The sequence below is a fragment of the Micrococcus sp. 093350064-1 genome, assembly GCF_053627955.1.
This window is the reverse complement of the sequence record NZ_JBSEYU010000011.1, coordinates 24,158-41,031: the sequence shown is the minus strand read 5'-3', so window position 1 is coordinate 41,031 and position 16,874 is coordinate 24,158. Positions and strand designations below refer to the sequence as shown.

General features: G+C 70.1%; 19 protein-coding genes. 3 read left to right on the top strand and 16 right to left on the bottom strand.

Annotation, left to right across the window (positions count from 1 at the left end; all coding sequences use genetic code 11):
* Positions 1-81 precede the first annotated feature (81 nt).
* The 3 genes from merA (at position 82) to ACUW6W_RS10570 (ending at position 2,232) form a co-directional block, all read left to right on the top strand.
* Positions 82-1,503, top strand: coding sequence for a mercury(II) reductase (merA, locus tag ACUW6W_RS10580; protein ID WP_136941102.1), 1,422 nt, complete (start codon positions 82-84; stop codon positions 1,501-1,503).
* 49 nt (positions 1,504-1,552) lie between these two features.
* Positions 1,553-1,873 (top strand): hypothetical protein, encoded by a 321-nt coding sequence (locus ACUW6W_RS10575; protein ID WP_240755444.1) that lies wholly within the window; start codon positions 1,553-1,555, stop codon positions 1,871-1,873.
* Positions 1,874-2,004: 131 nt separating this feature from the next.
* Positions 2,005-2,232: a hypothetical protein gene (locus ACUW6W_RS10570; protein WP_354403652.1), complete on the top strand. Its 228-nt coding sequence runs from the start codon at positions 2,005-2,007 to the stop codon at positions 2,230-2,232.
* Here ACUW6W_RS10570 and ACUW6W_RS10565 read toward each other — a convergent pair.
* From ACUW6W_RS10565 to ACUW6W_RS10490, 16 genes are all read right to left on the bottom strand, one after another.
* Positions 2,229-2,420, bottom strand: coding sequence for a hypothetical protein (locus ACUW6W_RS10565; protein WP_136941104.1), 192 nt, complete (start codon positions 2,418-2,420; stop codon positions 2,229-2,231). The two genes, ACUW6W_RS10570 and ACUW6W_RS10565, sit on opposite strands and share 4 nt — an antisense overlap.
* A 95-nt stretch (positions 2,421-2,515) precedes the next feature.
* A complete protein-coding gene (locus ACUW6W_RS10560; protein ID WP_158184991.1) occupies positions 2,516-3,283 on the bottom strand; it encodes a hypothetical protein in 768 nt (255 codons plus the stop codon).
* The gene (locus ACUW6W_RS10555) at positions 3,280-3,732 is read right to left on the bottom strand and encodes a hypothetical protein (RefSeq protein WP_158184992.1); all 453 of its coding nucleotides are present in this window, start codon (positions 3,730-3,732) and stop codon (positions 3,280-3,282) included. The genes ACUW6W_RS10560 and ACUW6W_RS10555 overlap by 4 nt, the downstream gene beginning before the upstream one ends.
* Complete coding sequence (locus tag ACUW6W_RS10550) at positions 3,723-4,514, bottom strand: hypothetical protein (protein WP_136941107.1); 792 nt, start codon at positions 4,512-4,514, stop codon at positions 3,723-3,725. Before ACUW6W_RS10550 ends, ACUW6W_RS10555 begins: the two co-directional genes overlap by 10 nt.
* The gene (locus ACUW6W_RS10545; RefSeq protein WP_158184993.1) at positions 4,507-6,261 is read right to left on the bottom strand and encodes a hypothetical protein; all 1,755 of its coding nucleotides are present in this window, start codon (positions 6,259-6,261) and stop codon (positions 4,507-4,509) included. The genes ACUW6W_RS10550 and ACUW6W_RS10545 overlap by 8 nt, the downstream gene beginning before the upstream one ends.
* A 144-nt stretch (positions 6,262-6,405) precedes the next feature.
* Entirely contained in the window at positions 6,406-7,269 is an 864-nt protein-coding gene (locus ACUW6W_RS10540; protein ID WP_354403648.1) for a glutaredoxin domain-containing protein, read from the bottom strand.
* Between the two features lie 81 nt (positions 7,270-7,350).
* Positions 7,351-7,998: a hypothetical protein gene (locus ACUW6W_RS10535; protein ID WP_136941110.1), complete on the bottom strand. Its 648-nt coding sequence runs from the start codon at positions 7,996-7,998 to the stop codon at positions 7,351-7,353.
* A 14-nt stretch (positions 7,999-8,012) separates the two neighbouring features.
* Complete coding sequence (locus tag ACUW6W_RS10530) at positions 8,013-8,621, bottom strand: A24 family peptidase (protein ID WP_136941111.1); 609 nt, start codon at positions 8,619-8,621, stop codon at positions 8,013-8,015.
* Positions 8,608-12,003 carry a BTAD domain-containing putative transcriptional regulator gene (locus ACUW6W_RS10525; RefSeq protein ID WP_454180174.1) on the bottom strand — a complete coding sequence of 1,132 codons (3,396 nt, stop codon included), beginning with the start codon at positions 12,001-12,003 and terminating at the stop codon, positions 8,608-8,610. Before ACUW6W_RS10525 ends, ACUW6W_RS10530 begins: the two co-directional genes overlap by 14 nt.
* A 94-nt stretch (positions 12,004-12,097) precedes the next feature.
* Complete coding sequence (locus ACUW6W_RS10520) at positions 12,098-13,129, bottom strand: hypothetical protein (RefSeq protein ID WP_143739914.1); 1,032 nt, start codon at positions 13,127-13,129, stop codon at positions 12,098-12,100.
* Between the two features lie 441 nt (positions 13,130-13,570).
* The gene (locus ACUW6W_RS10515; protein ID WP_256999328.1) at positions 13,571-13,702 is read right to left on the bottom strand and encodes a hypothetical protein; all 132 of its coding nucleotides are present in this window, start codon (positions 13,700-13,702) and stop codon (positions 13,571-13,573) included.
* Positions 13,703-13,896: 194 nt separating this feature from the next.
* Positions 13,897-14,610, bottom strand: coding sequence for a hypothetical protein (locus ACUW6W_RS10510; protein ID WP_158184996.1), 714 nt, complete (start codon positions 14,608-14,610; stop codon positions 13,897-13,899).
* 212 nt (positions 14,611-14,822) lie between these two features.
* Entirely contained in the window at positions 14,823-15,572 is a 750-nt protein-coding gene (locus tag ACUW6W_RS10505) for a hypothetical protein (RefSeq protein ID WP_152743943.1), read from the bottom strand.
* Positions 15,573-15,574: 2 nt separating this feature from the next.
* Positions 15,575-16,003 carry a hypothetical protein gene (locus ACUW6W_RS10500; protein WP_051995245.1) on the bottom strand — a complete coding sequence of 143 codons (429 nt, stop codon included), beginning with the start codon at positions 16,001-16,003 and terminating at the stop codon, positions 15,575-15,577.
* Positions 16,003-16,461, bottom strand: coding sequence for a TadE/TadG family type IV pilus assembly protein (locus ACUW6W_RS10495; protein ID WP_136941116.1), 459 nt, complete (start codon positions 16,459-16,461; stop codon positions 16,003-16,005). Before ACUW6W_RS10495 ends, ACUW6W_RS10500 begins: the two co-directional genes overlap by 1 nt.
* The gene (locus ACUW6W_RS10490; protein ID WP_152743944.1) at positions 16,458-16,859 is read right to left on the bottom strand and encodes a hypothetical protein; all 402 of its coding nucleotides are present in this window, start codon (positions 16,857-16,859) and stop codon (positions 16,458-16,460) included. The genes ACUW6W_RS10495 and ACUW6W_RS10490 overlap by 4 nt, the downstream gene beginning before the upstream one ends.
* Between the last annotated feature and the right edge of the window lie 15 nt (positions 16,860-16,874).

Here is a 16,874-nt window from a genome sequence, read left to right as displayed (position 1 = left end):
GCCGCGCTTGACCTTCCCCTGCACTGGAAGGTCCAGCATGGCTGAGACAGAGCAGAAAGCCAAGAGTTGACAGGAGCAGCGATGCCTACGAAGTACGATCTCGCCATCATCGGATCGGGAGGCGGCGCGTTCGCCGCTGCGATCCGCGCCAGCACGCTCGGGAAGTCGGTGGTGATGATCGAGCGCGGGACGCTCGGCGGCACCTGCGTGAACACGGGCTGCGTCCCGTCGAAGGCGCTCATCGCCGCGGCCGGCGCGCGGCACGTCGCCGTCGACGCCGCAACCCGGTTCCCCGGGATCGCGACGACGGCGGATCCCGTCGACATGCCCGCGCTGATCGCTGGGAAGCAAGCGTTGGTGGAGTCGCTGCGCGGCGAGAAGTACGCCGACGTCGCCGACTCCTACGGCTGGCAGGTCCTCCGCGGCGACGCCTCGTTCGTGGGCACCCCTGATGCGCCGGTTCTCGATGTTGCCGGAGCCGACGGAAGCGTCGAGACCATCGAGGCCCACCACTACCTGGTCGCGACTGGTTCTCGCCCGTGGGCACCGCCGATCGACGGCCTGGAGGAGACCGGATACCTGACCTCGACCACGGCGATGGAGCTGACGGAGGTCCCCGAGTCGCTGCTGGTGCTCGGCGGCGGCTACGTCGCCCTGGAGCAGGCGCAGCTGTTCGCCCGCCTCGGCTCGCAGGTCACGCTGCTCGTGCGGTCCCGGCTCGCCTCGAAGGAGGAGCCGGAGGTGTCGAAGGCGCTCCAGGAGGTGTTCGCCGACGAGGGCATCCGCGTCGTCAGCCGCGCAGTGCCCACCCGGGTCTCCCGCGGCACGGGAGGCGAGGCCGTCGTGACCGCCGCCGTGTCCGGCGGCTCGCAGGAGTTCCGCGCCGACCAGGTCCTGGTCGCCCTCGGACGCCGTCCCGTCACCGATGGCCTGAACCTCGATGCGGTCGGGGTGAAGACCGGAGGTTCCGGCGAGGTGGTCGTCTCCGACCGGCTGCAGTCCTCGAACCCGCGGATCTGGGCCGCGGGCGACGTGACCGGGCACCCCGAGTTCGTCTACGTCGCCGCCCACCACGGCACCCTCGTCGCCGAGAACGCGTTCGCCGACGCCGACCGGTCCGTCGACTACGCCCGCCTGCCGCGGGTGACGTTCACCGGGCCCGCGATCGGCGCGGTCGGGATGACCGAGAAGGACGTCCTCGCCGCGGGGATCCGCTGCGACTGCCGCGTCCTGCCCCTGCACCACGTGCCCCGCGCCTTGGTGAACCGCGACACCCGCGGGTTCATCAAGATCGTCGTGAACGCCGAGACGAACGAGATCCTCGGCCTGACCGCCGTCGCCAAGGACGCCGGGGAGCTCGCCGCCGCAGGCGTCCACGTGCTCGGCAGGACCGTCGCCGAGGTCGCCGACGCCTGGGCCCCCTACCTGACCATGGCCGAGGGCATCCGGATCGCCGCGAAGGCCTTCACCACCGACCCGTCGCTGCTGTCGTGCTGCGCATGACCGGCAACGCAGGCAATCGGGGAGATCTCATCCTGAAGAGGTGCAGACGATGAGCGCCGATCAGGACCGCGACGAACGGCGCGCCGGTCCCGTCGTCGCTGCAGGGACCGGGCTGCTCTTGCTGGCATGCTGCGCGCTTCCGTTGCTGCTCTGCTGCGGCCTGCCGCTCATCGCGGCGGGCGGAGCACTCGCAGGCGTCGGTGGGCTCCTCGGTAATCCCTGGATCATCGGTGCCGGGACCGCCGTCGTGATGGCCGTCATGGCGGGGATGCTCGTCAGGCTACGGCGGCGGCACCGACGCCTTCCCGACCGCTCCGTCTGTGCATTAGGCTGGAGTGCAGTAGCGCCCCGCACCTCCTGGTTGATCTGACAGTCGCCGGATACCGCGGGGCGCTTCTTCGCGTCCAAGACATTGCAGGCCCCTCCCCCACGCACCTACTATGTTTAGGTCAGATCAACATAGGAGGGCCCGTCATGGTCCAGGTGTCTTGGTGGGGACGGATGAGCACGTCCCTGCCCATCACGGATGAGGACGTCGCCGCATGGGCGGCAGCACGCCCCGATCTTCTTCTCGCTCGCAGGGCTGACGGCGCCACCGAACGCCCGGACGTCGAGCGTGTGGTGGCCTTCATGGCCGCTCAGCCGCACTTCGCCCAGGCGATGCGCTTCCAGTTCGCCCAGGCCCACGGGCTCGTGCCGGCCGCGGCTCGGCAGGTGATGGCCGCCTAGTCGTCCCAGGGGCCGCGCTGGTGGTAGGGGTCCTTCCAGGTCGACTCCTCGAACGGGATGCGCTGGACCCACTCGGCCGGCACCCATGCGTTGATCCGTGCAGCCCCTGGAGCCGGCTCCCAGACGATCAGGACGTGGGTCGGGGACCAGCGTTGGACCATGGCGTCCACCTGCCCCAGATCGGGCACCTGGACCCTCACGTAGGGCTCCCGGTTGTAGGGCGCCGAGTGGACCTGGGTCGGGCTCGTGAAGGCCGGCCCCTCATAGACCAGGATCGCCGCGGTCAGGACTTCCCCTTCTCTGCCTTGCGCGCCTGCTGGCGTAGCTCAGCGGCATGGATCCGTTGCGCCTGACGTTGGCGGCGGCGCTGACGCTGGGCCGGCTGTGCGAACACAGCCTCGGCAGCGTCGCAGAGCAGTTCCGCGAGCTCGCCGATCTCCTGTGCGGAGTAGTCCACCCCGTGATGCAGCGCTTCACGCCCCACCAGTCGCGCGTCGGTGAACGTCGCTTTGAGTTCCTCCACCAGGCTCGGGTCCACCTCCGCCAGGTTCGGGTCCTCCTCCAGCCACTGGACGAACTGGTTGACCTTCGCCGGAATGTCCCGGCCCGTCACCCTGGAATCCAGCATCGCCTCGGCGGCGGAGCGATAGAGGCCCCCCGCGGCGCGAAGTGCTCCCACCGATTCGCAGACCCCGGCTTCCTGGAAGAACGAGGCCATGAGCTCTGGTGCTTCATCCGGCAGTCTTCGGGCAGAGCCTGGCGGGTCGATCACCCTGCGCTCCACCACCCCCACTCCCGGCGCTTCCTCTCCTGTGGAGGTCATGCCGAAGGTGTCCATGAGGATCACCAGGCCAGCGCACGCGCGGCACCGGATCGCAATGATCTCCTTGGTGTCTGGATCGACCTCCCGAGTCGAAGTGATGCGTTCCCAGTCGGTATCCGTGAAGTCCACGACCTCCGGTTCCAGTTGAATCCGCCCGTCGACATCGAAGGTCGAGACTTCCCCGCAGTAGGGGCAGGCTGCCACGTCATGCTTGAAGACAGAGCTCATGGACGGGGTCCCTCCTGAATCTTCTCGCGGCGGGCGACGCGGGCACTGCGCAACGCCCCGGGACGGGGAGAGGTCTCTTGGCGGTGCTCGAGGTAGTCGATGACGTCCGGCTCGCACCACAGGCGCCCGCGCACGACGGCGCGGGGGAAGGCCTTGTCACGCTGGCGGGTGGAGCGGCCGGTGGTCTCGGACACGCCCATCAACTCGGTGATCCGCGGTTCGGCGACCAGGCCGATCACGCGCGGGTCCAGGCCGGCGGAGCGGATCTGTTCGGCGGCCGCGCGGATGCGTCGGCGCCGGGGCTCGTCGGCGGCCGCGTAGGACTCGGCCCCCAGCAAGCGGGCCAGCAGGTCCAGCAGCACCACGGGGGGCTGGTAGGGGCCGAGCTGAGCGGCCGGGTCGAGCTCCTCCTGCCATCGCCTGACCGGTGGGTGGGGCGTCACTTCCATCTACTGGTGCCTCCTCGGCGTCCCCACCGGCGGGTGCCGGCGGCGTCCTGGGCCACGCGTTCCTCCTTGGATCGGGTGGCGTTGAAGGTGGTCAGGGACAACCCAACCAGCTGTCCTTGGGCCACGGAGTCCTGGGCGTAGCGGTCTCCGACCTGGGAGGAGACCCAGGCCTTCACGCTGCCTCCGCTGCGGGAGCGGATGTCCGCGACGATGTCGTTGGAGAGGTACCCGCCCTTGGAGCCGACGTCGAAGGTGCGGGTCTGACCGCCTCCGATGTCGACGGTGGCCCGCACGCGCACGCGCTTGTCCGCCCATCGGGTGCCGCGGGCAATGTTGGTCAGCTTGGTGCGCATCTCCCGGTCCGCAGCATCCCGGGCAGCCGGGCCGCGGCCCTTGGGCACCACGATGTGGTGGATGCGGTTGCCGTCGGGCAGGTGGACGGTCTCGGAGCGGTAGGCGCCCACGGAGCGCCCGGTGCCGCCCGGGCGGGTGTCCCTGGGGGTGATCGTGGGCTTCTTGGCCCCTGCCTTGGCTCGCACGGGCACCAGCTTGCCGGCGGCGTTGCGGCGGCGGGGCGGGGCTGCCGAGACGGTGCCTCGCTCGTAGAGCTCGGTCAGCGCCCCGCGGTAGGACTCCCCGGAGCTCTCCCCGCGGGCGATCTTCTGGATCATGCGAGGGGAGCGGTTCATGGCCGCGCCCATCTCCTTCCAGGTCAGCCCGTAGGCTTCGCGGGAGCGCTGGACTAGCTCTGCAGGGCTGAGCTGCTCGGTGGGCTCACTCACCGGCGTCCTCCTCCCCCGGCAGGTAGCCGGCGCCGTCGTCGTCGGGGCGACTCTGCAGCTCGAACTCGGAGTAGGCGGCGTCCACGCCGGTGGCCGCGGCCTTGCGGCGCAGCTTGTTGCGTTCGGCTTCGTTGGTGGGGATCTTCATCGGACCCTCAAGGTAGCCCTGCAGGCGCATCCGCCCCACCCGGCCGTCGTCGGCGCCGCCGCGCTCCACGGGCAGGGACCACTGCGGGATCTGCGTGGTGTAGATCGCGTCTCCGCGCACCCCGAGCAGGGTCTGGGGCGGCACGTGCAGGGCACCGCCGTACTGCCCGTCGGCCATGGGCCCGGAGAGCATGCGCGCCCGGGCCCGGCCCCAGACCTGCATGGCCAGCTCGGGGTGGTAGTAGCGCTCGGCCTGGGAGTTCCAACGGGCCTTCTCCGTCCAGATGAAGGCCTTGCCGCGCTGGTTGACGTCGGCGGCGTCGGCGGGGATCTCCTTGGGGTCAAAGGTGACATGGGTCTGATCGCGGCCTCGGGAGGCGAAGTTGCCGACGGTGTTGATCAGGATTGAACGCAGCGCCGCGGTGACGGCGGCCTTGATGGTCTCGGACATCATCGCGTCGGCCGCGACCGCGGCACGGGCCTCGGTCAGGCGCGCCTGCCAGGTGTCCAGGGGGCGGGCAGCGGTGAGGCGGTTGCGATCGCGTGCGGCCGGGGTACGGGTGTTGAACACCACCGACTCGATCGGGTCGACCTGCCAGCCGAAGCGCTGGGCCACGTGCCACTCGGCCGCGTCGATCCAGGTGTGTCCGGTGGCTCCGGGGCGGTTGGGCCAGTACCAGCCCTCGCGCACGCTCTCGTGACGGACCCCGAAGATCCCGATGTGGTTCCAGTCCTGGGGGACGGTGAAGCTCACGTGGATGCGGGCGCGGGCGTAGGGGTTCTCCCGCAGCAGGTCCGCGGTGGCGGCCCGGTTCAGCCGTTCCCCGGGGCCCACGCCGAGCTCGGAGCAGACGGCGGCGTACATGAACCTGCCGTCGACGTAGGCGAACCCGTCGATCTTGGGGGTCGTGTCCGGGTTGAGCAGGGGGATGCAGTCCTCGTGAGGGTCGGAGGACTCCCCGGCCACGAGGTGCTCGACGTGGTGCTGCCCGGAGGTACGGTGCATCTCCTCTGCGATGTCCGGGGCCAGCGGATAGGGCTCGAGGTTCTTGGGCAGGGACAGGGCCCAGAGGTTGCTGCCGGTGGCTGTGGGGGTGTCCATCAGCTTCCCGTCCCGGAACTTGGCCTCGATGATGTTCCCGAGCGCCTGCCAGGCCAGACGGGCCTGCTCAGGCGTCACGGGGGTGTCGCCGAACCAGGTGCTGGCCGCGGCGACTTGGATGCGCTTGCCGGTCTGGCGATGCTCGAACCGGCCCACCGGCGGCGAGCCCATGAAGTGGCCCGCGTCGATCCAACCGGGAGTCTGCACGAGCAGCCAGTGGCGCTGACCGCGGTCGATCATGGGGACCTTGCCGGTGAACATGATCCGGTCCACCCCGACGGCCGCGGCGGTGTCGAGCATGTCGGTCAGGTTCGGATTCTTCCGGCGCGGGCCGATCTTGGGAGGCACGGTGGTGCCGTTGTCGAGCACACCGCGGCCAGTGACGTAGTCCGCCCAGAGGTTCTTCCGCTCGCCCAGATGACGGTACGGCGCCGGGCGGAAGGTGGGGCGGCGCTCCTGCTCGCGCATCGCGCCGCCCTGGAACTTGCGGTAGGCCATGGGGAACCTCCTCGGCGATCTGACAGTTAGAACAACTCTACATTGTCCTAATGCCAGTCGGGTAGTAGTTCCAGGGCATCGAGCTGGCCGGCGAGCACCGGGGTGGGCTCGCCGGCCGGCTGCTGTTCGGTCTCGGGGTGTTTCTCAGTGCGCATGGGCCAGGTCTGCGAGCGGGACGGTGCCCCACAGGGAGGTGTGGACCACCGTGGAGCCGCAGTCGACCATAGTCGGGCCGAGGTGGTGGGCGATGCCCCGGCAGGCGACGGCCAAGTGCAGGCCCGCGGCCCGTCCCAGTCGGGCGATGCTGATCAGAGCAGCTTCGGCCTGGTCAGCCCCGGGATGGCCCTGAGCGCCCAGATCGGCCCAGCGCTGGCGCAGGTCCTCGTAGTCGTCCAGGACCAGGACGATCGGCTGCACCTGCTGCGGACACTCCTGGGCCAGCTGAGCCTGCTCCATCAGCTGGTAGCGCTGCTCCATCAGCTGGTAGCGCTGCTCCATCAGCTCGTAGGCGCTGGTGATCCGCTCGAGCTGGTCTTCGACGTCGGCGGTGCACACCTGCACGCGGTGATCTCCCGGGGCGCAGCAGCGGGCGTCGACTCCGACGGCCCACCCCTGCCAACCGGCGCCGGCGACTGCCTGCAGGACCCGGCCGAGCATGGCTGACTTGCCACTGCCCCGGTCACCGACCACCAGCAGGTTGCCGCTGGTCGGAGTCCACTGCAGGGGCTCGTCAGCCTCGATCTGACCGAGCTCGAAGCAGGGGTTCACGGCCTGGGCACGGTCGTGGCGCCGCTTGGCCTCGGTGAGCTTCTCGGTGTCCACTCCCGGCCACATCTGCCCGGTGGCGGTGTCCTCCAGGACCGGGACGGTGGTGAACCCTGCCTCCTTGAGCCGGGCGGCGGCGGCCGGGTCCTGGGTGATGTCCACCTCGGTGAAGGGCAGGTCCATGGTGGTCAGGCGGCGCTTGAGGCCGGCGCAGGGGCCGCAGCCGGGGCGGGTGTAGAGCATCAGCATGATCGTGCCTTTCGGTGGGGCAGGCGTCGGGGGTCGGGGCCTGCTGATGGCGGGCGCCTCGTCCGGGGCGCCTCATCATGCAGAAGGCCCGTCGGGGGCGCGGATGTCCCTTCCTGGGCGGTGGTGTTCTTCGGCAGGGGGTGTCGCCGAGAGCACCAGGTGCCCGGCTGGGGCCTGATCGGTGCTGGGGAGCACCTGCACGCCAGCGTCCACGAGGATGGCCACGATGGGGTGGTCCATCTCAAGGCCATCCAGCGTGAGCACCGGCAACGCCGAGCGCTCCTGGGGCTCGATCTCCGCGGCAGGGGTGTCGCCGAGCTCGACGGCGGGGGTGTCGTCGAGGTGGGGTGTCGGATCGGGGTCCGGGTCGGCGGCTGGCGTGGGACCGGGGGCGCCGGGCGGGGTGGGGGTCTCGGCGGCGGGGGCGAGGAGCTCTCCGGCCTTGGTGCGCAGTCGTTGCAGGGAGGGCCCGTGGCCGGCGGAGATGACCTTGGTGGTGTCGGCCATGGTCAGGGCTTGGGCCAGTCCGGTGTGGTCGCTCCTGGCCAGCAGCGTGGCGGTGAGCAGTCCGACGCGGCCGGCCTTGCCGGCGTCGTGCCCGGGGTCCCCCGGCACGGGGTGAGAGTGGATGATCGTGTCGATGTCGGTGTGGCGCAGCCCGGCCGTGAGCACCGCGGTCAGTGCGCGTCGGTCGCGGACGGTGAAGATCCGGGTCCGAGGCATGGGCTGATCGTAGGTCAGGCGGTCAGCAGCAGCACGAGCAGAACGATCAGGTGCCCGCCGACCAGGTAGGGGCCCAGGGGGATCTTCTCGTGGCGGCGGCCGGTGAGCAGCCGCGGGATGGCCGCGAGTGTCGCGGCGAGCAGGTAGGACAGGGTCACGGCCAGCACCCACGCTCCGGGACCATGGACGCCCAGGCCGACAGCGGCTGCGGTGACGAACTTGACGTCGCCCATGCCGGTGCCCCCGAGCAGGTGCAGGGAGGTGAAGATGACCGCTGCTGCCCCGGTCAGCGCCAGGGCCGTGAGCGCGGCGGCCTGCCCGCCGGCGGCGGCCACGCCCGCCGCGGCGCCGAGGTGGATCAGGGCCAGGGCGGCGACGGCCCAGTTCGGTATCCGGTGCACGGCCCGGTCGACCCGCCCGATGTAGATGCCCAGTGGGACCAAGGCGATCAGGCAGATGAGCAGGTGTGACTGGGCGAGACTGAGCTGCTCGGTCGCGGCGAGGGCGGGCACGCCGGCCGCGGCCGTCAACGCCCCGCCGGCACCGATCCCGCGCCGTACGGCCGTGGGGGGCAGCGGGTACGGCGCCGGGCCGGTGGCGGCGGGGGCCTCAGGATGCGACACGGTAGCCGTGGTTCCTGAGCTGCTCGATGAGCTCGGCGGTCTCTTCCTCCGGCTCCAGCCCGTCCTCGAAGTCCTCGAGGTAGGCGTGGAGCCCCTCGACCAGGCGGGCGACCTCGTCGCGGCGGCCGGCGGCGGCCTCGGCGAGCATCGCATCGCGCCAGGCGGCCTCGTTGGCCGGGTCCACGGCGCGCGCGGCGCGCGCGGCCAGGCGGGCATGCTCGGTGTTGCCGGAGGCCAGGGAGCGGGCGACGAGCTCGTGAGCGGCGTCGCAGATGCGCTGGGTCATCTGCTGCACCAACTCGTCCGCCCAGGCGATGTTCCTGGGCTTGGCGTGAGCGAAGGGCTCTCCGCGGACCAGCTGCATCGCTGCCAGCAGCGAGGGCGTGGAGGCGGTGACCGGGTCGGCGCCGACGAGCTCCTGGAAGACCTGCCAGTCAGTCAGCACGGACTCGTCCAGCCGGTAGCCCTCGGTGGTGGTCACGGCCGGGAAGTACACGGTCCCGTCCTCGGCCTGGCCCAGCAGGCGCCGGGTGTGCGTGGCCAGCTTGTTCCGGTTCGAGGAGGCTGCACTGCCCTCGGGGCGGGCGTTGGGCCAGAACGCGGCGTGGACCTGCTCAGCGGTGGCCCCGGGGTGCAGCGACAAGAACGCGGCCAGCGCCACACACCGGGCTTCCTGGGCCTGGGAGACCTTGCCGTTGGACGCGCTGATCGGCGCGGTGCCGCGGGCGCCGATGACCTTCATCTCGCCCAGCAGCCGGATCATCGGCGCGCCGGAGTGCTTCTGCTCGAGCATCTGGGCGGCGTCCCGTTCGAGGTCGTCCTTGGGGCTCTGGGCAGAGAGCTGGCTGACCGTGGCCGCAGGAGCACGCTGTTCCTGGTCGGCAGTGTCCAGCTGACCCGCCGGCGCCTGGTCCTGGTCCTGGGCGTCTTCCTCGGCCGACTCGCGGGTGGCCTGCTCGGGCTCCTGCTGATGGTCTGCGGCATCCGGGGCTGCGTCGTCTTCAGGCTCGGCGGCTCCTTCAGTCGGCGCCTGCTCGGCAGGGGTGTCGCCGAGCTCGGCGGGGTCCTGGGTGGGGGTGTCGCCGAGCTCGTCCTGGGCTGGCTGCTCCGCGGTGGTCTCGAGCTGGGGGGCAGTCTCCTCAGGGGTCTGCTCCTCGACCACGGGCTGCAGGTCCTGGTCGTCGAGCTCGCCGGCCGGGTCCTGGGCGTCTTCTGTCTGCTCAGCGGGGATCAGGTACTGATCCAGGGTGCGCTCTTCGGCGGCACTGATGCTCACCTGCGGGATCTGCTCGGTCCGCTCTTCGTCCTGGTCAGCTGCGGGCTCGTGCGGGTCAGGAACCGCCGTCAGGTGCTTGCTCGGGTTCAGCACCTCGGCCGGGTCGATGCGTGTGGAGGTCTTCCCGGTGTCCTGGGGCTGCTGCAGGGCGGTGGCCAACACCTGAGTGATCTGGTCGGTCTCCTCGGGAGTGACCAGCTGCGGGCGCAGGTGCTGGCCGGTGGGCTGCAGGTCAGCGTTGCGCTCGTCCTCCAGGGTCAGCACCCACTGTGCGTCCAGGGGGTTCGAGGTCGTCACCGCCGCGATGCCCAGATGCGGGATCGCCGCGGCCAGCTCGTTGATCTGTCGGGCCTGGTCCTGGTCCGGGTGCAGTCCCAGCAACACGATCTCGGGGGCCCAATCGCCCTCAGCGCTCATGGACTTGGCCTCGTCCAGGTTCGCGGCGCCCTGCTCGGTGAGCGCGGCACGGGTGTCCTCGGCCTTGCCCTGGAGCAGGCGGATCAGGTGGTCCAGGTCGTCGATCTGACGCACCCGGTCTCCGCCGACGACCGAGGCCAAGCCCGGGGCGACGCCGACCAGCGTGACCTGCACGTTCTCGCTCCAGGCTGCCGTGGCCAGCTCCACGGCCATGGCATCGAGCACCTGCGGCGCCAGCTGCGGGTCGCCCTCGATGCCCAGCGTGCCCAGCCGCTCCAGGTCCAGCAGGACCTGAGCGTCCGTGTCGTCCTGGCCCACGGTGACCAGGCCCGGCCAGGGGGCGCTGGGCAGATCCGCATCCAACTCGATCGCCCCGGACTGCAGGGTCCACACCGTGCCGTCCTCAGCGGCGGCCACGAACGGGGCCGGCAGCTGCGCCGGACCCATCAGGTACAGCGCGATCTCCTGGGCCGAGACGCGTACCAGAAACAGCTCCGGCAAGGTCGTGCCGGACTGCTGGGCCCAGCGGGCCAGCCATCTCTGCACGACGTCGAGCTCGTCTGCCTGCTCAGCTTCGGCGACGACCTTCAGCTGCGCCTCGATCTGGGCATGCTCTGCCTCGGGCATCGGCACCTGCTGGCCCGGACGCCGGCGCCGGCGCTGCATCGCCCGACGTGCGCCCAGCACACCAAGCAGTCCCGCAGCGGCGAAGGCGCCGATCCCGCCCAGGGTGGACCACTCCACCTGTTCGGGCTGCGCGGTCTCTGCCTCGGCCCGATCTGAGCCCGGCTGATCCGGGGCGACCGCGAACGCTGCCCCGGGCACCGGCGAGGCCTCCTGGTCCGGGGCCGGGGACTGTTCGCGCTCGCTCTGCGGGACGACTTCGCCGGGGACACTCGCCGGCGGCGTTGCCGGTGCCTGCTCGGATGCAGGAGCCTGCTCTGTGGCCGGGGCCGACTCGCTGGCCGTGGCCTCGGATGCGACGTCGGGCTGGTCCGTGGCCTGATCGGTGGGAGCCGTCCTCTGCCCACTGGATGCGGTCTGATCGCCGGGCAGTTCCACGGTCCATCCGACGTAAATGAGGTTGGGGTCGCTCATCGTTGTCCCGTCAGCCTGGGGGCGGTTCTTGAGCCCTTCGGCCAACTCGCTCCACCGTGAACCGTCGCCAAGCTTCTGCTCGGCCACGCCCCAGAGGGTGTCTCCGGTCTGGATGGTGTACTGCCGCGCGTCGGCCTGGTCGGTGGGCTGTGACGGGGTGTCCTCGAGCTGGGTGTCTTCGAGCTGGGTGTCTTCGAGCTGGGTGGAGATCGAGGACCCGTTGGTGCTCGGCTGGGCAGTCATGGCCGTGGCCGGGGTACCTGCTCCGATGGCCAGCACGGCCGCCACGAGGGCGCCAGCTAGGGCCTGCTGCGGGCGGAGCCCCGCCAGCTGCGGGGCCGTGACGTTGTTCAGGGCTGCACGGGCCTCCACGAGCACGGAGAACACGAACGAAGCCCAGAAGCCCCAGCCGATCAGCGGCAGGATGGTGCCGAGCAGGAAGGTGCCGCCGAAGTCGACGCCGGTCAGTGCCTGCTGCAGCTCGGGCATGGTGGGGATCGGGTTGCCGGCGAACAGGATCAGGGCTGCTGGGATGCCGACCATGAGCAGCAGCAGCACCAGCAGTGCTCCCAGGCCTTTGAGAGTGCGCATCGTCGTGTCTCCGCCTCAAGATGGTGGTTTCAGGGGTCTCATCAGGCAGTAGGCACAGCCTGCTCCCCCATGTCCCTCTTGTGTTTATCTCACCTCAGTTTAGGGGAGGTGGGGTGGCGCGGGCCAGACGTGACTCCCGCTCCAGCCGACGTCGGGCGAAATCCGCCCGGATCTTCTTCAACGCGGCCTGCCTGAGCGCCGATGACGGGGACGCCGCCGCCGCTCGAGCATGTGCTGCCGCCTCGCGCTGGGCCTTCTGCTCGAGGAGATCGCGCTGACGACGTCGCTGCAGCCGCTGAGAGATCGAGGTACTCACCTGGCCGTCTGCCTCCAGCCAGTGTCCCAGGCGCCATCGAACATGCCCGCGCACACGCGAGGTGTCCTGCCCGACTCCCAAGCTGTCCAGGTGGTGGGCACCGGCAGGTGCATGCTCGAGCCCGTGCAGCACATCAGCGACCGTCCAGCCCGCCTCGAAGAACCCCCGGACCAGGGAACGAACATCCCGGGCCGACAGCACACGCAGGCTCAGGACCCGATCCTGCAATGCTCTGGCTGCTGCGAGCTGCTGACGACGAGTGCGCACCGATGCATGCACCGGCCAGAGCTCCGTCTGCGGCCTTTCCCGCGCGTGCGTGGTTTGTTCTAGCACTACTGGTGTGTCCTCTAACGAGGTAGGGGTCCAACTTCTCTCCACACCCAGCGCCACGTCGATGAACCGCCGCACCCGCACCTGCTGATCCGTTACCACTCCCCCACTGCTCTGGGACCGCCGCATCAGCCGAGCCACCTGCAGCGCCACCGTCTTGCACAGCACATAGACCGCGGCCTCGTTGATCCGCTTCCCGTCTGGCCCCGGGGCCGCGTACCGGGCAGAGCGCCCGCCTGCGACCAGGCCCAGCACACCCTGCTCACGCAGCCACCGGATCGCCGCGGACACGGTGCTGCTCTTGCGCCCCACCATCACCTCTAGGCGGGCATGCCCGGGCCGGGATGTCATGGACCTGACATCCGCGGTGGCCACCAGGGCGGCCATCAGCCGGCGCATCAGCTGACGACGTCGCGGGCCCAGCTGATCAAACGCCGGCAGGGCCTCGAGCGCGGGGATGGCCTCGTCCAGGGCGGCCACGCGTTGGGAGCCGGCCGGCACGCGGGAGAGCACCACGGCCGGGTCGGTCTCACGGGCCCGGTTCACCCGCCGCCAGTCCGCGCGGTTCGGGTTCGTGATCCTCCCCCTGCGGCGCCGACGAGCGCCGCGGGATGGCCGTGCTGGTGAGGGCGCGGGGTGCCGCGGAGTCGGCCCGCCCCCCAGGGGGGACGTGCCATGGAGAAACAGATTCGATAGACTGGGGCACGTCAAGATCGACGTACCTCCTTTCGGGGATACGACGCAGCCCTCCCTTGGGAGGGTCCGGGTCCCTTGGCGGGGACACGGGCAAGCAGGTCGAGAGCTGGTGAATGGCTAGTTCTGGGGCTCTCGAATCAACTGAAAACTTCGACTAGATGCCTGTGGGTAGCAGATCTAGTCCTAAGAAGCGGACTCGTTGGCGCGGGTCCGCTTCTTGCATGTTCAGGCGCTCTTCAAGTCGAAGACCTCCTGACCGTTCGACGTAGGCACTTCGCGGGAATCGAGGTCCCGCATGATGAGAGTTGCGACGTAGTCAGTCACGCTCTCCCCGGTGTGGTCCAGCAGGGCGCGCATCTTCGGCTCGTAGGACCGCGGAAGTTTGGTCGTCAAGGTGACTCGGTCACCTCGAGACCGACGACCCCCGCGGGGTCGCGGGGACTGGGACATCGTTGCGCTCATGCGGGTGAGCATACGCTAATCGGATTGACATCCTAGGGTTCTCCTACGCAACGCGCCGGGGCGAACTTCAGACCCACCTCGGCGCAGACTTACGGCTTCACGTTCAGGGCGTGGAACTCGCCGATCTTCACCGGCTGAGAGCTCCGCGTGAGGGTCTCGATCACACCCGACTCCCCTTCGGCCTCCCACTCCACGGACCACGTTGTGATCGCCGCGACCGTGTAGTCGCCCATCTCCATGTAGGTGTGCCCGCAGGTCGGGGACTCCTTCTTCCCGAACGACCTCTCGTACGGGGTGCCAGGGCCCTCGCAGACCACCTGCGTGCCATCACCCATGTCCCAGGTCACGAACTTCGGTCGGGCCGTGGCCGTCACCTGCACCCCGTCCACCTCTTCCGTGACCGTGTACGGCCCCCAGGCCAGCGGGTCGCCCGTGTTGCCCACCCACATCCATGCCGGCAGGCCCACAGCGCCCACACCGCGCTCGTCGGCGCCCTTCGGGGTCATGCCGATCTCGATGCCCTGAAGCTGCATTCGCGCCACCACCTCGGTCGCGGCCGCAGACGGGGATAGCTGACCCCCCACCACCGTGGAGGGCATCCAGCGCACCTCGTTCGGCACCCCAAGGGTCGGGGCTGCCGGTACGCATTCCTCCCAGGCACCCACCGGGTGCGGCGCGTCCGGCGGGGGCGGCGGCTGATCCGCGGTGTTCTGCCACACGCAGTCGCGGGCCTTGTCGTAGTTCACGTCGCACCGGTACGGCACCGAGCCGCCGTTGTTGATGTCGCAGAAGTCGCGCTCCACCGGCTGCGCCGGAACGAGCCCGCCGTTCCCGGGCCCGCCCTGTCCCGGCGTCCCAGGCTCCGTGACGGAGAACTCGCAGTCGCCACGCTTGCAGCCCGCACCTTGGACCCCAGGCTCAACCCCGAAGGCGGCTGCCGGTGCACTGGCTGTCGCAATGGCCACCGCGACTGCGCCCAGCAGACTTCCCACCTGATGCTTCCTATGACGCCGCATCAGCACGTCTGCACCCCCGGGTCATCCTCCGAGGGCTCCGAGGAGCCCGTGACCGTCCACCTCTTGTTCTGCTCGTCCCAGCGCGTCGAGAAGTCGAGCACGTACCGGTCTGCACCGGTCGGCAGCTCGTTCCCGGCCTCGTCTGTCACCGTGACGCCGGAGTTGTCCTCGCAGACGCGCACCACCACGGACGAGTAGTCCGTCCGCGAGCCATCAGGCCAGATCAACGGCCCGGCCGTGGCCTGAATCAGCTCCGGCTCCGATGCGCCCTCGTAGGTGCGCTTCTTGCCCTCGAACGCATTGGTCAGCGCTGCCTTCTCCTGCTCGAGGTAGGGGCCCGAGACGATGGAAGACAGCTCGTCCACCTGCTCCGGGTCCCGATCCTGCAGCAGCTTCGTTTGCGCCTCGTAGTACCGCTGCACGGCCTTCCACCCCATCTCCTTCCCCTCCTCGTACGTCTTCGGGGCCTCCTCCGCCTTCACGGGCTCGAACGCTTCCACGCGGTCCGACTCCGACGCCGATCCCGACCCGGCCGACGACGACCCACTCGAACCCGCAGCAGGCGACGACGACAAGGGGTTCTCCGGGATCGGTGCCGGCGACGACTCCGACGCGCTCGCGGGCGTCGTCTCGCTGGTGGGGCTCTCCTGTCCCCCGTCGGTGCAGCCGGTCAGGAGCAGAGCAGCAGACAGGGCCGCGCCTGCGGTGGCGGTGAGCTTCTTCTGACGGATCATGGTGGTCTCCTTCATGGTCAGATCGTGTTCTGGCTGATGCTTGAGGTCCCGGTTCCCTGTCCGGTGAGGACGCCGACGGGAATGAACTTGGGGTGGTACTCGACGGTGACGTCGACGGTCACCTTCGTGTTCGTGGTCCTGACGGTGCCGGTGGCCCCTGACTGGGCGAGGAACTGCTGGGCGGCCCGGGCCGCTTCTGCGCGGTCCAGCTGCACCTCTTCCCCCTCGGCGGCCGCGGCCTGCACGCCGGCGTTGGCGCCGGAGCGGGCGGCCTGCAGCGCGATGGTCACGGCCTCCTCGGACGCTCGGACCTTGCCGGCCCAGTCGACGCTGAGGCCGAAGCCGACGAGCACGATCACGGGCACCAGCAGCAGGACCAGGAAGGAGCTCTCGCCGTCCTCGCGGCGCAGCCAGTCTCTGATCGAGGTCAGGGTCGTGGTGCTCATCAGCGCCTCTCTCGGTAGGTGTCCACGGGGGACGCGGCTTCGGCGGTCAGAGTCCAGGAGCCGGGGACGCCGGGGACGGCGAGGTCGGCCAGCGGAACGGAGCACTCGATGGTGGCGGTGACCTCTCCCGGGACCCCGGGGGCGTTGTTGAGCGCGGAGGTGTCCATGACCAGGCTCTGACCGCCGCAGGTGAAGTCGGCCTGGTCCAGGGTCATCCGCGCGGAAGACTGAGCGTTGGACTGGGCCTGCCCCGGGGTGCCGGCCAAGGTGGCCTCGCGGACGGCGACGCCCACAGCAGCCTCCAGTGAGGTCTGGGCCGCGCCCAGGCGGCCGGCGACCAGGGCCATGAGGATCAGCATGCCGATGGCCGGGGCGATGTAGAGCAGCCCGATGCCGGACTCCCCTCGCTCCTGACGGACCAGAGCACGCAGCGAACAGAGCAGACCGGTCATAGTCATCTCACCACCTTCTCGACGGGGCCGGTGATGGATCGGGTGACCGGGGGGCTGAGCCACTCCCCGGTGAACGTGGGGGCGGTGCCCGAGACGGTGACCGTCATGCGGTCCCCGCTGGCGGAGATGCTCACCTCGGCTCCTCGCAGGCTGCCTTCGTGCTGGGCCAGGACCTGCTGGGCAGCCTGGCGGCCTTCGGCGGCAGAGCCCTCCATCAGGCGGGAGGCGCTGTAGGCGGCGTTGGCCGCCGCCTGGGCCACCGTGGAGGCCTGGTAGTAGGCCCCCGCCTGCGGGACGGCGAGCACGAGCAGGAGGGCGACGGGGGTGATCAGCGCGCTGGCAATGCTCGAGGCACCGGCCTCGTTCTCGCGCAGGCGCTGGATCAGTGTTGCGGGGTGGATCATCTGCCCTCCTGCTCG

Bases quoted from the DNA above. Each gene is read 5' to 3' on its own strand.
- merA (WP_136941102.1), top strand. From the start codon at position 82: ATGCCTACGAAGTACGATCTCGCCATCATCGGATCGGGAGGCGGCGCG.
- ACUW6W_RS10575 (WP_240755444.1), top strand. From the start codon at position 1,553: ATGAGCGCCGATCAGGACCGCGACGAACGGCGCGCCGGTCCCGTCGTC.
- ACUW6W_RS10570 (WP_354403652.1), top strand. From the start codon at position 2,005: ATGAGCACGTCCCTGCCCATCACGGATGAGGACGTCGCCGCATGGGCG.
- ACUW6W_RS10560 (WP_158184991.1), bottom strand. From the start codon at position 3,283: ATGAGCTCTGTCTTCAAGCATGACGTGGCAGCCTGCCCCTACTGCGGG.
- ACUW6W_RS10555 (WP_158184992.1), bottom strand. From the start codon at position 3,732: ATGGAAGTGACGCCCCACCCACCGGTCAGGCGATGGCAGGAGGAGCTC.
- ACUW6W_RS10545 (WP_158184993.1), bottom strand. From the start codon at position 6,261: ATGGCCTACCGCAAGTTCCAGGGCGGCGCGATGCGCGAGCAGGAGCGC.
- ACUW6W_RS10540 (WP_354403648.1), bottom strand. From the start codon at position 7,269: ATGCTCTACACCCGCCCCGGCTGCGGCCCCTGCGCCGGCCTCAAGCGC.
- ACUW6W_RS10535 (WP_136941110.1), bottom strand. From the start codon at position 7,998: ATGCCTCGGACCCGGATCTTCACCGTCCGCGACCGACGCGCACTGACC.
- ACUW6W_RS10525 (WP_454180174.1), bottom strand. From the start codon at position 12,003: ATGCGCACTCTCAAAGGCCTGGGAGCACTGCTGGTGCTGCTGCTGCTC.
- ACUW6W_RS10515 (WP_256999328.1), bottom strand. From the start codon at position 13,702: ATGCGCGCCCTGCTGGACCACACCGGGGAGAGCGTGACTGACTACGTC.
- ACUW6W_RS10505 (WP_152743943.1), bottom strand. From the start codon at position 15,572: ATGAAGGAGACCACCATGATCCGTCAGAAGAAGCTCACCGCCACCGCA.
- ACUW6W_RS10500 (WP_051995245.1), bottom strand. From the start codon at position 16,003: ATGAGCACCACGACCCTGACCTCGATCAGAGACTGGCTGCGCCGCGAG.
- ACUW6W_RS10495 (WP_136941116.1), bottom strand. From the start codon at position 16,461: ATGACTATGACCGGTCTGCTCTGTTCGCTGCGTGCTCTGGTCCGTCAG.
- ACUW6W_RS10490 (WP_152743944.1), bottom strand. From the start codon at position 16,859: ATGATCCACCCCGCAACACTGATCCAGCGCCTGCGCGAGAACGAGGCC.